This is a genomic window from Mesorhizobium sp. B2-3-2, from assembly GCF_006442295.1.
Classification (GTDB): Bacteria; Pseudomonadota; Alphaproteobacteria; order Rhizobiales; family Rhizobiaceae; genus Mesorhizobium.
Window position 1 is genome coordinate 14794 of record NZ_VFWA01000010.1, and the last position, 14201, is coordinate 28994.

Consider the following 14201-nt stretch of genomic DNA (forward strand, 5'->3'; position numbering starts at 1 on the left):
CCCGAGCTCGCGGGCCCGCGGCCAGGCTGCCAAACCCTCCCAGGCTTATTTCCCGGCGCCCGGCTGCTTGTTGAAGATCGTGAGCAGGTCCATCGGCAGCGGAAACACCACCGTCGACGAGCGCTCGCCGGCAATGTCGTGCAGCGCCTCGAAATAACGCAGTTGCATGGCCTGCGGCTCCTGCGCCAGCATCTTGCCCGCTTCGACCAGCTTTGCCGCCGCCTGCTGCTCGCCATCGGCATTGATCACCTTCGCGCGCCGCAGCCTTTCAGCCTCGGCCTGCTTGGCGATGGCGCGGACCATGTTCTCGTTGAGGTCGACATGCTTGATCTCGACATTGGACACCTTGATGCCCCATGCGTCGGTTCGCTGGTCCAGGATCTCCTGGATGTCGCTGTTCAACTTGTCGCGCTCGGCCAGCATCTCGTCGAGTTCGTGCTTGCCGAGAACCGAGCGCAACGTGGTCTGCGCCAGCTGGTTTGTCGCGGCCATGAAGTCCTCGACCTGGATAACGGCCCGTTCGGCGTCGACGATGCGGAAATACAGCACCGCGTTCACCTTCACCGAGACGTTGTCGCGCGAGATCACGTCCTGCGGCGGCACGTCCTGGACCACCACGCGCAGGTCGACCCGCACCATCTGCTGGACGAAGGGGACGAGGAGGATGAGGCCGGGGCCCTTCACCCCGGTGAAGCGGCCCAGCGTGAAGACCACCCCGCGCTCATATTCCCGCAGGATGCGAATGGCGGAGGACAGGAAGATCAGCACGATGAGGGCGAGTACCAGATAGGCGACGTAACCGATGATCATTGCCTTGCTCCATTGTTCCTGCGCCGGACCGTCAGCACGAGGTCCCTGACATCGGCCACCTCGACGCTGTCGCCGGGGGCGAGCGGTTCATCGGCCTTCGCCCGCCAGCGCTCGCCCTGCGCGAGCACATGGCCCTCGCCGCCCGACCAGTCGAGAATCCTGGCCGGCTGTCCGTGCATGGCCTGCGCGCCGACACGCGGCAGGCTCCTGCGCGCCGTCCACAGATAGCTGCCGGCCAGCAGCGCCAGGCCAAGCGTCAGCGCCGCGGCGGCGCCGATGAGCGCCCACGACATCTCGAAGCCGGGACCCTCGACCTTGAGCAGCATGGCGGCGCCGAGCAGGAAGGCGGCCACGCCACCAAGCCCGAGCACCACGGTCGGGTTGAAGGCCTCGATGACGAGGAAGGCGATGCCGAGCAGCATCAGGGCGAGGCCGGCATAGCTGATCGGCAGCAAATTGAGGGCATAGAGCCCCAGCAGCAGGCAGATGGTCCCGATCACGCCGGGCGCCACCGCGCCTGGGCTGGTGAACTCGAAGACCAGGCCGTAGACGCCGGCCAGCATCAGGACGACGGCGATATTGGGGTCGGTGATGACGGCGAGAAGCTGGATCAGCCAGCCGGGATCGAGCGTCTCGACCGCCAGGCCCTTGGTCGCCAGCACCTGTTGCTTGCCGGCCACCTCGACCGCGCGGCCGTCGGCAAGCTGGAGCAGTTCGGCCGTGTCGCGGGCGACGAGGTCGACTACATGTGCCTGAAGTGCCGCGTTGGCGGAAAGGCTGGCCGCCTCGCGCACGGCCTTTTCGCCCCAGTCCGCATTGCGGCCGCGCAGTTCGGCGAGCGAACGGATCAAGGCGACCGCGTCGTTCGTAACCTTGGTCATCATCGCGTCGCCGGCCGGAGGCCCGGTGGCATTCTTCTGGTCGCTCTTCTGATCTCCCTTTTCCTTCTGGTCGCCACCGGGAAGGGACGGCAGCCCGCCAAGCTCGACCGGCGTGGCGGCACCCAGATTGGTGCCGGGCGCCATCGCCGCGACATGGGTGGCATAAAGGATATAGGTTCCGGCGCTTGCCGCATGCGCGCCGGCGGGCGCGACATAGCCGATGACGGGGACCGGCGAGGCAAGGATATCGGCGATCATCTCGCGCATCGAGGTGACCAGCCCGCCCGGTGTATCGATCTCGAGGACAACGGCTTCGGCGTGCCGCTCGGCGGCTTTCGCCAGCGCTTCGTTGAGCTGCCTGGCGCTCGCCGGGCCGATGGCGCCGTCGATCACGATGCGCAACGCGACCTTCTCCGTCGCCTCGGCGGTCACGGAAGGCTGACTGGCGGCCGCGGCGGCCATGAAGGCCGCTGCCAGAACCACCATCCGCGCGAGGGTCACGCTCAAAACTCCCTAGACTATGCAGGATATGGCGTTCGATTCGCCGAAATCCATGGCTTGGCCTCACGTTGCAAGCCAGCGGTCCGGCTCTTCGCAGCCGGACGGCAAACGCAATGGGGCCGACGTTCAAAGCCGGAGGGGCCTCGCTTGCGCGCCGGCCCCATCCTTGGTCAGCGGTCACGCATGTGCGTGCGGGTGACGGACGTCCCAGACGGCCCAACCCGATACGGCAACCACCAGCACGCCGAGAATGACATGGGTGGCCATCGCATGCGTGTTCGCCATGAAGCCGAGCAGCCAGGGCGACACGATCAGCCAGAGCCCGAGAACGACACCTACCCATTCCTCCCACTCGGCGAAGGCGGCAAGCGCCGCCACGGCCACCGCGCCCAGCACGACGCCGATAATCCAGGCGTTCCATGCGGGAGCGGTTTCAGCAGCGAAGCCGATTATCCAGGGTGAGATGAACAGGCAGACGGCAAGGACCAGATTGAGCCAGTCCTGGCCTTTCTTTCCTTCCATGAGTGTATTTGCCATGACAACCTCCATAGATGAAGCTTGGCCAAAGCGTTGTATTCGCGTGCAACGCACGCTTGATGGTTGATGTAACTATGCCTCACATGGCCTTCAAGGCCCGCCCCGCGGCGGGCCGCCTTGGCGTGGATCGAGCTCCCTCCGCCCGATCGGGATCAAGCCGGGACCGGCCGCATCAAGCAAAACCGCCCGCCTCTTGTCGGCGCATTCTAAAACGTGATCTTCACCGAGGCGGCACTGCGGTTGGCCGCCCCGTGATGAACCGCTTCGATGTTGTTGCCGTCGGGGTCGAGAAGGAAAGCGGCGTAGTAGCCGGGGTGGTACGGGCGTTCGCCCGGCCCGCCATTGTCCCTGCCGCCGCCGTCCAGCCCGGCCCTATAGAACGCATCGACCATGGCGCGGTCCTTCGCCTGGAATGCCAGATGATGGCGACCGGTCAACTCTCCCCGAGCCGCGCGGCTGTCGGCGGTGGAAATGAAAAGCTCGTCGGCCCAGAAATAATCGGCAGCGCTGCCGCCGATCGGAATGTCGAGCACCCGAAACACTGCTTCGTAGAAGCGGCGGCTGGCGGCGATGTCCCTGACCACCAGCTGGATATGATCGATCAGCCGGCCGCGATGCAGTTCTTCCATGCAAGCTCTCCTCTCGCCAAGGGCTCGAATTTAACTAGCTTCGCGTGATCCGCCGTCAATGCCGCGCCGAACGTCAGGAGTTTCGCGCGGCATGCCGCGCCAGTGCGTGCTCGATCAGCACGTCGATGACCCGGCTGTAGCCGATGCCGATCGCCGCCAGCGCCTTGGCATACATCGAGATGTCGGTGAAGCCAGGCAACGTGTTGACCTCGTTGACCAGCAGCGAGCCGTCAGCGCGCAGGAAGAAGTCGACGCGGGCCATTGCCTCGCAGCCGAGTGCCTGGAAAGCTTGTCGCGCCATCTCCCTTGCCTTGTCGGCGACCGCGGCCGGGACATCGGCGGGCACGTTCACCACGGCGCCGTCGGCATCGAGATATTTGGCCTCATAGGTGTAGAAGCCGTGCTTGCCGGCCGGGATGATCTCGCCGGGCAGCGATACGGTCAGCGTTCCGTCGGCCCCCTCCAGCACCGAGCATTCGATCTCGCGGCCGTCGACGAACTCTTCGATCAGGACCTTGCCGTCATAGCGGAAAGCCGTCTCGACGGCCCGTTCGAAGCCGTCCCGGTCGTTCACCTTGCTGACGCCGAAGGACGAGCCCTGGCGCGCCGGCTTGGCGAAGAAAGGCAGGCCGAGCGCGCCGGCGATCTCCTGGAACGGCCCGACATCGTTTCGATGCACGGTGACGGAACGAGCAACAGGCAGCCCGGCCTCGCGCAGCAGCCGCTTGGCGACATCCTTGTCCATGGCGGCGGCCGAGGCGAGAATGCCGCAGCCGACATAGGCGACGTCGGCGACCTCGGCATAGCCTTGCACCGAGCCGTCCTCGCCGAAGGGGCCGTGCAGCACGGGAAAGACGACGTCGACCGGCGCCAGGTCGCGCTGTGCTCCGCCTCCCGGTGCGGCCACCAGACGGCCTCCGCCGCCAGGCAGCAGCGCGACCTCCACCCCGTCCTCCGACGCCGGCGCCCCTGCCCCGTCGCCACCGGGTTCGGATTGCAGCAGCCATCGACCGTCCCTGGAAATGGCGATCGGCACGACCTCGTAACGCGTCCGGTCGATGGCCTTCAGCACGTTGGCGGCCGAAAGGCGCGACACGTCGTGCTCGGCCGAACGCCCGCCATAGAGGACGGCGACCCTAATCTTGTTGTTCATCGAGAAGCCTTGTCGTTCATCGAAGTTCCCCGGGATCAAATGGCGACGGCAATGCCGCGATTGGCAAAGAAGCGGTCGAAATCGGCCGGCGCCAAAACTGCGTTTGCCTGTGTGGCGCGGGTATGGCCGGACGGGTTGTGAAAGCGAAAACCTTCATCCGATGCCGACATGACCAGCACCAGATGGCCGCCCTTGGATGGCGGCTCGCGCTCGGGCCAGCGGATCGAGCTGCTGACCGAAGCGATGAAGAAGCGCGACTGCCTGAGGACCGCAGCAATGTCCGATGTCGCGACACTGGTCATCACCTGCGCTTCCAGGCCGAATTCCGCCTTCACGAAGCTGACGAAGGGGGCATAGATCAGGCCCTTGATCGATCCTTCGGTGACGACATAGCCGCCATATCCGGTGCAGCGCCTGGCCAGTTTCGATCGTCGGCACGATCTGGCCGCGCATTGCCAGGATCATCTTGAGGCATGCCATGCCGCATATGTTGGCGGCCCAGAGCGCGTATTCGTCGAGCGTGCGCGCGCCCGATCCCTGCCATAGCGGATCGCGCCGCAAAGCGGTGTCGGCGCCATCGGCGAGTACGGCCGAAGTCATGTCGGGTGTTTCCCACTGGCTGAAAAACGGCACGGTCTCGGGCAGTGGTTTCATCGATTCCCTCGAACAGGCTTTTCAATCTCGTATACAGGATACGAAAGCGAAGAACAGCAATTCAAACCGCTCCCGCCCGATCAGGCGATGGTCCGCTCGTTTTCGCCCGCCGCGCGAACCTTGCCTATGCCTCCCGATTGGCGCACTCTGAGCCGGATTAAGCCGGTTGTCGCCTTGACGAGGGCCGATAGCGGGGTGTGTTCGCCCGCAATCTCCCCTAGCCCATCCTGTTTAGGACCATGCAATGACCCGCGACCAGATGCTCGCTCACCTCCGCGCCGCCGACGCCGTCGCTCGCGAGGCGGCCGCGCACGGCCATCATCCGTTCGGTTGCGTGCTGGTCGGGCCGGACGATCGCGTGCTGATGCGCCAGGGAAATCTCGACACGGTGCGCCATGCCGAGACCGAGCTCGCCCGGCGCGCAGCGGCTGCCTACGAGCCGGATTTCCTCTGGTCCTGCACGCTGGTCTCGACCGGCGAACCCTGTGCGATGTGCGCCGGAACGCTCTACTGGGCCAATATCGGCCGCCTGGTCTACGGCTTCGAGGAGACGAAGCTCCTGGCACTCACCGGCGATCACGCCGAGAATCCGACGATGAGCCTGCCCTCGCGCACAGTCCTCGCCTCGGGCCAGAAGAAGATCGAGGTCTTTGGCCCCTTCCCCGAGATCGAGGACGAGCTGATCGCCCCGCACCGTGATTTCTGGACGCGCTGACGCGCCGGCCGAAGCCGCGCGCGAAGCGCCAGATGGCCACCGGAACGGAATTCAAACGATCTCTTGGAACGTGTTTGCCAACAGCGTCGTCGATACGCTGGTGGGTCACGGCGATTGCCTGAACCGGTCTTGCCTACCGCCCATAGGTGTACGTCACGCTGGTCTCGCCGAGCGCCTGGCTCTTCGCGGCCACTGCCACCATCTCAGGAGAAGGATTTTCCGGCGCGCGCAGCTTCGGCGCGCCGAGCGCATAGAGCGTGAAGACATAGTGATGCGTTCCGCTGCCGGGCGGCGGGCATGGCCCGAAATAGCCTGCGCGGCCGATGCCGCCCTTGCCGAGCACAGTACCCTTGGGCAAGCCTTTGCCGCGCTTCGAGCCCGCCCCTTCGGCCAAGCCCTTCGCGCTTGCCGGGATGTTCCAGGCCAGCCAGTGCCAGAAACCCTTGCCGCCGCCGGCGTCGGGGTCGAACATGGTGAGCGCGTAGCTCTTGGTGCCGACCGGCGGGTCCTTCCATCTCAAGGCGATCGACACGCTTTGCCCGCTGCAGCCGCCGGCCTTGTCGCCGAGATATTTTTCGGCCCATTTGCCGTTGGAAACCGACGGGCTTGAAATCTCGAAAGCCGCCGCCTGATTGGCGAGGCCGAACAGCACCAGCACGGCGAAACCGAGGCGCGAGCTCATGGCTTCCTCCACTTCCAGCCAAGATGCCGACGAGTTTAGCCGAAAAGCGGCCCGAAATTGGGCAATGGTGCGAACTGTTGGTGGATTCGCTGGAATGCGCTGCCGGGCACGAAGGGGACGGAGGCTTCCTTTACCGAGCGCGCCAGGAGAGATTCGTGTTTCAAAGCTGGGCTTCGATGGCGGCCTTGTCGATGATGGACCACACGACCCGGATCTTCGGGCCGTGAAATTCATAGAAGACGTTCTCGGCGAAGGACACTTTCCTGCCGTCTACCGTAAGCCCGAGGAAATTTCCCCTGGGCGTGCAGTCGAACATCAGCCGGCTCGCGACATGAGGCGGATCGCAGACCAGCAGCCGGATGTCGAAACGAAGGTCCGGAATGTCGTCGAAATCCTTCTCCAGCATCGCGCGGTAGCCGGAGAGACCGATCCGCTTGCCATTGTGGGACACGTCGTCGTCGACGAACTGCCCGAGGTTCGGCCAGTCCTGCCGGTTGAGGCAGGCAATGTAGTCGCGGTAGATACCGGAAAGGTCGGTCATGGCGCATGAACCCGCGTTCGTGGACACAAGGCCATTTTGCACCCGCGACACGTCAGGACAACCCGGGTTTGATCGCCGCTAAGGCGATGCACCGTCGTCTGGCCGGCGCCTTAAGCCTTGAGCAGCGCCGCCAGCCGCGGGATCCCCTCGCTCACCGCGCGCCGGTCGGCGAGCGTGAAGGACAGCCGCAGCGTGTTGCGCCCGTTGCCATCGGCGAAGAAGGCGCTGCCGGGCACGAAGGCGACACGCGCTTCCTTCACCGAGCGCGCCAGGAGCGCGGTGGCGTCAGCGCCTTCGGGCAGCGTCACCCAGACGAACATGCCGCCTTCCGGGCGGCTCCAGGTCACGCCTTCCGGCATGTTGGCCTCGAGTGCGCCAAGCAGGCCGTCGCGGCGCTCGCGATAGGCTCCGATCAGTTTTTCGACCTGGGCCTCGAACACCGCTTCGGCCGCCCGGTGCATCACGATCTGGTTGATCGACGGGCTGTGCAGGTCGGAAGCCTGCTTCATCAGCACCAGCTTTTCCACGACATGACGCGGCGCGCAGACCCAGCCGACGCGCATGCCCGGCGACAGGATCTTCGAGAACGAGCCGCAATAGAGCGTGCGCGCCTTGTCGATGCCGCCGGAGCGCGCGCAGTCGAGCGCCAGGATCGGCGGCACGCCTTCGCCATCATAGCGCAGCGCCCGGTAGGCGGCGTCCTCGACGATTGCGATGTCGAGCTCGCCGGCAAGATCGAGCACCTCCTCGCGCTGCTGCCTGTCCAGCGTGTTGCCGGTCGGATTGGCGAAATCCGGCACCAGATAGGCGAACTTGACCCGGCCGCCATTCGCCGCTGCCGCCGCGCGATAGGCATCCGGCGTCATGTTGCCGCCTTCCGGCCGCAGCCGGTCGTAGCGCGGTTCATAGGCGTTGAAGGCCTGCAGCGCGCCGAGATAGGTCGGCCACGTCACCAGTGCGGTGTCGCCGGGCGACAGCAGAAGCTTGCCGACATAATCGAGCGCCTGCTGCGAGCCCGAAGTGATGAAGATGTTGGCTTCCTCGCAGGCGACGCCGAGCTTGCCCATCTGCCCGGCAATCCACCGCCGCAGCGGCAGATAGCCTTCCGAGACCTGGTACTGAAGCGCGGCCCCCGCCTCGCCGCCGCAGAGCACGTCGGCATAGGCATCGCGGATCGCCTCGGCCGGAAACAGCGCCGGATCGGGAATGCCGCCGGCGAAGGAGATGATGTCCGGCTGGTCGAGCAGCTTCAGGAGCTCGCGGATTTCCGAGGCCTTCATGCGCGACGAGCGCGACGCCAACAGGTTCATAAGGGTCAAGCACGCCTCCCCGGACGCATCGAATATAGGTCAACTTAGCTGACCTATATCTGGTCTCGCCGCAAATTGAATAGGGCCTGCAGGCCTTCCCGCATGCGCCAGCCGCCCGCCTCAGCGGAAAGCGACGGCCCCGCCTGCGCTACAAGGTCTTCTTGTAGCCGAGATGGCTGCCGGTGAAGCCGAGGCTTTCATAGAAGCGGTGCGCGTCCGCTCTGGTCCTGTCGGTGGTGAGTTGGACGAGGCCGCAACCGCGCGCCCGGCATTGATCAACAGCCCATTCGATCATCAGCCTGCCTATGCCTTCGGAACGGCGGTGCCCGGCGACCCGCACTGCCTCGATCTGACTGCGCCAGGCGCCCTTGCGCGACAGCCCGGCAAGAAAGCTGATCTGCAAGGTGCCGACCACGTCGGCGCCATCGACCGCCACCGCCAGCAACTGGTTGGGGTCGGCATCGATGGCGTTGAAGGCATCGACATAGCCCTGCGCCAGCGGCAGCGAGGCATCCTCTCTGGCCGCGCCAAGCGGATCGTCCGCCAGCATGGCGACGAGGGCAGGCAGGTCGGAGGCCAGGGCCTTGCGGAAGGTGATCATGAGCACGACTTACGGCGACACGCCGGCGCCGGCAAGGCCGTTGGTTTGGAAGCCTCACCCTCTCTTCGTCATCCAAGGGCGAAGCAGGAGCGCAGCTCCGTCGCGCAGACCCTAGGATGACGAACCGAGGGAACTTCTCCAACCCCATCCCCATCCTGGCCTTGCGGCACTGCGCCAGCACCCGGCGATTGGCCCTCCAAAGGTATTTGCAGCACCCGCCGGCAGCATATAGGAAAAGCCACAAGGTGGCATTGGCGTCGGCGCCGGTCCTGGTTTCGCGGAGAGCGGTGTTGAGAGCGTGTGTTCGTCTGTGCCTTTCGCTGGTCGCGGTGCTCGCCTTGCCGCTTGCCGCCCATGCCCAATGGAAGCCGGTCGACACGATCGAGCCCTACGCTATCTCGGGCCGGACCGGACAGGAGCTCTACCGGTCGATCGGCGAGAACGGACCGCTGATCCGCGGCGCCAAAACGCGCACCATCGCCTACACCAATTTCAAGCTGACCTGGACCAGGGACTACCAGAACAAAGGCGGCGATTGCGTGCTGGCATCGGCCAGGCCGAAGCTGATCATCACCTATGCCTTGCCGAAGCCGTCAGGCTCCCTGCCGCCGGCCGTGCAGAAGAGCTGGGACCGCTTCATCGCCGGCGTCACCGCCCATGAGAAGGTGCATGGCGCCGATATCATTGCCATGGTGCGCAAGATCGAGGCGGCGACCGTCGGCCTCAGCGTTGCCGACGATCCCAGATGCGCCAAGATCCGAAGCGAGATGACCAGGCGCCTCTCCGAACTGTCGCAGGCGCAGCGACAGGCAAGCCGCGATTTCGACCGCGTCGAATTCGGCAATGGCGGCAATTTGCAAAAACTGGTTTTTGACCTCGTGACCGGTCCCTGAGAGGGAAGGCGCGACCCTCACCGCGTCTGCGCGCTCGCCGCGAGCTCCGCCCGCTTCTCGTCCGACACCACGGCCAGATCCAGCACCTTCTGCAGTTCGGCGGCGTGGCGGAAGGATGGTTCGGCCTGCACGCCGGTCCGCACCGCGTCGGCGAAACGCTGGTAGTTGGTGGCCACCGTGCCGGAGTCGAGCTCTTCCCATATCCCGTCATCGACATTTTGGCCGAGGCAGGCCTTGAGCGACGAGCCGTCGAGATTGTGCACCACTTCGAGACCGCCTCTGTCGCCATAGATGCGCAGGCGCAATTCGTTGAGATGGCCGGTCGCCCAGCGGCTGGCATGCACCACGCCGAAGGCGCCGTTGGAGAAATCCACCGTCATGGCGAAGCTGTCATTGGCGTCGAGCCCATAGTCGCCGATGCGGTTGCCGGGCGCCTTGTCGAAGGAACGCAGCCGGCAGAACACATGGTCGATGCCGAGGGCCGCGCCATAGCTGGCGAAATCGAGGATGTGGATGCCGACATCGCCAAGCACGCCGTTGGAGCCGTGGCCGCGCGACAGGCGCCACAGCCATTTCGGGTCGCTGCGCCAGTCGCCCCAGAATTTCGACACCAGCCAACTCTGCAGATAGGACGCCTCGACATGCCGGACCGTGCCGATCTCGCCGGCCTGCACCATCCGGCGGGCTTTCTGCAGCGCCGCGACATTGCGGTAGGTGAGGTTCACCATGTTGACGATGCCGGCCTTCTCGGCGGCCTCGGCCATCTCGATCGCCTTGCCGGCATTCTCGGCCAGCGGCTTCTCGCACAACACCGGCTTGCCGGCGGCGATCAGCTTCATGGTGGTCGGGTGGTGGATGCGGTCCGGCGTGACATTGGCCACGGCGTCGAAAGCGCCCCATTGCAGCGCCTCCTCCAGCGCGGTGAAGCGGTTGGGGATGTTGAAACCGTCGGCGAATTCGCCGACGCGCGCCGGATCGAGGTCGACGGCCCCGACAATGTCGACGCCATCCATGGCGCTGAATTGGCGTGCATGTTCCTGCGCCATCCAGCCGGTGCCAAGTATCAGAAGCCGCATTTTTCCTCCTTGGTGCGAGATGTCGTCGCGCCAGGCGGGATGCCGGATCCCCTCCGCGGCGCGTGTCGGGCAGGCCTCCCCTCCGGCCCGCGCCTCAAATAGCGCGAATAATCCCGCCGTCGACGCGGATGTTCTGGCCGGTGATGTAGCCGGCGCCGTCCGAAGCCAGGAAAGCGATGGTCGCAGCGATCTCCTCCGACGTGCCGTAGCGCTGCATCGGCACCGAGTCGCGGCGTTCTTCCGTCGCCGGCAGGCTGTCGATCCAGCCGGGCAGCACGTTGTTCATGCGCACATTGTCCGCTGCATAAGTGTTGGCGAAGATCTTGGTGTAGGCGGCGAGGCCGGCGCGGAACACCGCTGAAGTCGGGAACATCGGGCTCGGCTCCACCACCCAGGCGGTCGAGATGTTGATGATGGCGCCGGCCTTCTGCTTGACCATCTGCGGCGCCACGATGCGCACCGGCCGGATGACGTTGAGCAGGTAGACGTCCATGCCGGCGTGCCACTGTTCGTCCGTGATCTCCAGGATTGGCGCGCGCGGCCCGTGGCCGCCGCTGTTGACCAGGACGTCGATGCGGCCATAGCGCTCCAGCGTCAGGTCCGCGAGGCGCCGCAGATCCTCGTTCGACTGGTTGGAGCCGGTGACGCCGATGCCGCCCAGTTCCTTGGCCAGCGCCTCGCCCTTGCCGGACGAAGACAGGATGGCGACCTTGAACCCGTCCGCCGCCAGCCGCTTCGCCGCCGCAGCCCCCATGCCGCTGCCGCCGGCCACGATGACAGCCACTTTTTCTGAACTCATTGGGTTTTCCTCTCAAGGGTTGGCGGGAGTTGCGGTTCAGCGGTCATATAGCCGGTTTCGTCGGCCGCTTCGAACCAGAAAGGCTGAACCGACCTGCAGAAAATGCGAACATGTCGCTCGACTTCAAGGAGCGACGGGCAACAAAGCATCCGGCTTCACATTGGCGATCGAGGCGTAGGTGTGCGTTTCCCGAACGCCGGGCAGCGGCAGGATGACACGCTGCAGAAAATCCTGGAACATCGCCATGTCGGCGATCCGTGCCTTGACCAGATAGTCGAAGCCACCAACCACCATGTGGCACTCGATGATCTCGGGCGCCCGCAACACCGCTTCGGCAAAGCGGTCGAAGACATGCGGCGCCGTGTGGTCGAGCCGCACCTCGATGAAGACGAGCTGTGCCTGCCCGATCCTGGCCGGATCGAGAACGGCTCGCACCGCGCGGATGAACCCTTCGGCGAACAGCCGCTTGACGCGCTGCGCCGCTCCCGTCGGCGACAGGCCGACGCGGCGGGCCAGATCGAGCGTCGTGCGGCGGCCATCCTCCTGCAACAAGCGCAGCAGCGAGCGGTCGATGCGGTCGAGGTCGTCCATGTCAGATTCACACCTTTGAACGAAAGAAAACGTGATAATCACGCCGAAATAGCCAAAACAGCATATTTCATCACGCCCATGGATCGCAATACCGTTGCGGTGCACTCCCGCCACCAACGAAAGCGTATCCCATGACGACAGCCCTATCGATCTCCCGCAGCGCCCAGGCCAAGGGCGACACGCCGGTGCTCATCCTGAGCGAGGCCGAGGTGAAGACATGCCTCGATCTTCGCCAGCTTCTCGACGCGCTGGCCGGCGGCTTCAAGGCGCTGTCCGGCGGCAAAGTCGTCAATCCGGCCCGGCCGCAGCTCGACATTCCGCAGGCAGGCTATTCGCTGGCGATGCCCGCCTGGATGGCGGGCATGCATCTGACGGTGAAGATCGTCAACGTGTTCGAGGGCAATATCGCCGGCGGCATCCCAAGTCACCTCGCCACCATCCATCTGTTCGACCCTGCCACGGGCATGCCGGTCTGTGTCATGGACGGCACCTACATCACCGCCGTGCGCACTTCCGGCTCGGCCGTGCTTTCGGTGCGCGAACTCGCCCGCCCCGACGCAAGGATCGCGACAGTGGTCGGCGCCGGCGTGCAGGCCGGCCAGCACCTCAATCTCCTGCCGCTGGTGCGCGACTTCGCCGAGATCCGCGTGGTCTCGAAGGAATTCGCCGATGCGCAAGCGCTTGCCGCCCACTATCCCGGCGTCGTCGCCGTCAGCGATCTCGAGGCCGCGATACGCTCCTCGGATGTCGTGTGCCTGGCCACGCACTCCTACGAGCCGGTGATCTCGGCCGACTGGGTGCGGCCCGGCACCCATGTCTCGTCGGTCGGCGTCGCCCCGCCCGGCGGCGAGCTGCCCGTCGACCTCATCGGCAAGGCCAGCCTCTTTGTCGAGACAAGCGAGGCCTTTGCCCCAAGCCCGGTCGGCTCCTGCGAACTCAATGGGCTCGATCCGCAAACCGGAACCGAACTCGGCGAGATGCTGCTCGGGCTCAGGCCAGGGCGGGTCGATGCCGGGCAGATCACCGTCTACAAGGCAATGGGCGTCGCCATGGAAGACATGGTGGCGGCCGACCTCGCCTATCGCGAAGCGGTGCGGCGGGGATTGGGGCGAACCGTTTCGCTATAGCGGTCCGCAGCCAAGGAGGGAGAAGGTCGTGCAGCTTCGCCCGAAGCCTGTCGCCGCTACCCCTCCACCGTCTCCAGCACGCTCAGCAGCGTGCCTTCCATGTCGGGCTCGTCGCCGGAGCAGACGCACAGCATCTCGGCGTCGCCCTCACCCACCGAGAGATAGGCGTGGCCCATGGTGGAATCGATATAGACGCTCTCGCCCTCCTTCAGCCGCACCGGCGCGTACTGGTCGGTGTGCAACTCGATCTCGCCCTTGAGCACGATCAGGAATTCCTCGCCGGCATGTTTCGTCAACGGGCCGAACTCCTCGGGGGTGCGGGCGCGCGCATAGGCGTGGATCGGCACCATGCGCTTGCGCACAAGGTCGGTGGCCAGATAGCGGTAGTCGTAGTTGCGGGTCAGCTGGCGCAGTGTGTTGGACGGTGACGTCACCGAGCGGCGGGTGCGCGCCGCCGGCTGCTTGCGGTCGCCGCTGAGCAGCTCCGTCACATGGATGCCGAGCCCTTCGCAGATCTGCAGCAGCTTGTCGTAACTTAGCGACATCTGGTCGTTCTCGACCTTGGACAGCGTCGACACCGCGACCCCGGTGAGCCTGCTTACCTCCTGCAAGGTCCAGCCATGCGTCTTCCTCAAGCCGCGCAGGCAATCACCCAGGTTCGGTTGCTCCGACATATCAGCTCCATGCCGCGGGATCGCGCC

16 protein-coding genes and 1 pseudogene are annotated in these 14201 nt (G+C 65.3%); 3 read left to right on the forward strand and 14 right to left on the reverse strand.

Translation table 11 applies throughout. The features are described from left to right. Positions 1-45: 45 nt before the first annotated feature. The 6 genes and pseudogenes from FJ964_RS21145 to FJ964_RS21170 all read right to left on the reverse strand — a co-directional run bounded on the left by FJ964_RS21145 (position 46) and on the right by FJ964_RS21170 (position 5165). On the reverse strand, positions 46-810 hold the full coding sequence (locus FJ964_RS21145) for a slipin family protein (RefSeq protein WP_140552202.1): 765 nt from the start codon (positions 808-810) through the stop codon (positions 46-48). Then, a complete protein-coding gene (locus FJ964_RS21150; RefSeq protein ID WP_140552203.1) occupies positions 807-2192 on the reverse strand; it encodes a nodulation protein NfeD in 1386 nt (461 codons plus the stop codon). The genes FJ964_RS21145 and FJ964_RS21150 overlap by 4 nt, the downstream gene beginning before the upstream one ends. A 177-nt stretch (positions 2193-2369) precedes the next feature. Continuing rightward, positions 2370-2729 carry an SPW repeat protein gene (locus tag FJ964_RS21155; protein ID WP_140552204.1) on the reverse strand — a complete coding sequence of 120 codons (360 nt, stop codon included), beginning with the start codon at positions 2727-2729 and terminating at the stop codon, positions 2370-2372. 206 nt (positions 2730-2935) lie between these two features. Next, a complete protein-coding gene (locus FJ964_RS21160; protein ID WP_140552205.1) occupies positions 2936-3358 on the reverse strand; it encodes a VOC family protein in 423 nt (140 codons plus the stop codon). Between the two features lie 73 nt (positions 3359-3431). Next, positions 3432-4511: a D-alanine--D-alanine ligase family protein gene (locus tag FJ964_RS21165; protein ID WP_140552206.1), complete on the reverse strand. Its 1080-nt coding sequence runs from the start codon at positions 4509-4511 to the stop codon at positions 3432-3434. A gap of 35 nt (positions 4512-4546) precedes the next feature. Continuing rightward, positions 4547-5165, reverse strand: a pseudogene (locus tag FJ964_RS21170) (C39 family peptidase). Between the two features lie 244 nt (positions 5166-5409). On the opposite strand from FJ964_RS21170, the gene FJ964_RS21175 reads away from it, so the two are divergent. Continuing rightward, positions 5410-5880 carry a nucleoside deaminase gene (locus FJ964_RS21175; RefSeq protein ID WP_140552207.1) on the forward strand — a complete coding sequence of 157 codons (471 nt, stop codon included), beginning with the start codon at positions 5410-5412 and terminating at the stop codon, positions 5878-5880. 133 nt (positions 5881-6013) lie between these two features. Here FJ964_RS21175 and FJ964_RS21180 read toward each other — a convergent pair whose 3' ends face one another. From FJ964_RS21180 to FJ964_RS21195, 4 genes are all read right to left on the reverse strand, one after another. Then, positions 6014-6562 (reverse strand): YbhB/YbcL family Raf kinase inhibitor-like protein, encoded by a 549-nt coding sequence (locus tag FJ964_RS21180; protein ID WP_181172562.1) that lies wholly within the window; start codon positions 6560-6562, stop codon positions 6014-6016. Positions 6563-6722: 160 nt separating this feature from the next. Beyond that, complete coding sequence (locus tag FJ964_RS21185) at positions 6723-7103, reverse strand: ester cyclase (protein ID WP_140552209.1); 381 nt, start codon at positions 7101-7103, stop codon at positions 6723-6725. Between the two features lie 110 nt (positions 7104-7213). Further along, positions 7214-8413: a PLP-dependent aminotransferase family protein gene (locus tag FJ964_RS21190; protein ID WP_181172567.1), complete on the reverse strand. Its 1200-nt coding sequence runs from the start codon at positions 8411-8413 to the stop codon at positions 7214-7216. Between the two features lie 148 nt (positions 8414-8561). Continuing rightward, positions 8562-9014 (reverse strand): GNAT family N-acetyltransferase, encoded by a 453-nt coding sequence (locus FJ964_RS21195; protein ID WP_140552211.1) that lies wholly within the window; start codon positions 9012-9014, stop codon positions 8562-8564. 290 nt (positions 9015-9304) lie between these two features. Between FJ964_RS21195 and FJ964_RS21200 the strand changes: the two genes are divergently transcribed. Further along, positions 9305-9907, forward strand: coding sequence for a DUF922 domain-containing Zn-dependent protease (locus tag FJ964_RS21200; protein ID WP_224713330.1), 603 nt, complete (start codon positions 9305-9307; stop codon positions 9905-9907). Positions 9908-9924: 17 nt separating this feature from the next. Here FJ964_RS21200 and FJ964_RS21205 read toward each other — a convergent pair whose 3' ends face one another. The 3 genes from FJ964_RS21205 to FJ964_RS21215 form a co-directional block, all read right to left on the reverse strand. Further along, positions 9925-10983: a Gfo/Idh/MocA family oxidoreductase gene (locus tag FJ964_RS21205; protein WP_140552213.1), complete on the reverse strand. Its 1059-nt coding sequence runs from the start codon at positions 10981-10983 to the stop codon at positions 9925-9927. Between the two features lie 94 nt (positions 10984-11077). Beyond that, positions 11078-11782, reverse strand: coding sequence for an SDR family oxidoreductase (locus FJ964_RS21210; protein ID WP_140516008.1), 705 nt, complete (start codon positions 11780-11782; stop codon positions 11078-11080). Between the two features lie 123 nt (positions 11783-11905). Then, positions 11906-12373 (reverse strand): Lrp/AsnC ligand binding domain-containing protein, encoded by a 468-nt coding sequence (locus FJ964_RS21215; protein WP_140516010.1) that lies wholly within the window; start codon positions 12371-12373, stop codon positions 11906-11908. 131 nt (positions 12374-12504) lie between these two features. Here FJ964_RS21215 and FJ964_RS21220 point away from each other — a divergent pair, with 131 nt between their 5' ends. Continuing rightward, a complete protein-coding gene (locus FJ964_RS21220) occupies positions 12505-13500 on the forward strand; it encodes an ornithine cyclodeaminase family protein (protein WP_140552214.1) in 996 nt (331 codons plus the stop codon). A 56-nt stretch (positions 13501-13556) separates the two neighbouring features. Here the strand turns inward: FJ964_RS21220 and FJ964_RS21225 are convergent, their stop codons facing one another. Next, on the reverse strand, positions 13557-14174 hold the full coding sequence (locus FJ964_RS21225; RefSeq protein ID WP_140552215.1) for an XRE family transcriptional regulator: 618 nt from the start codon (positions 14172-14174) through the stop codon (positions 13557-13559). Positions 14175-14201 lie beyond the last annotated feature (27 nt).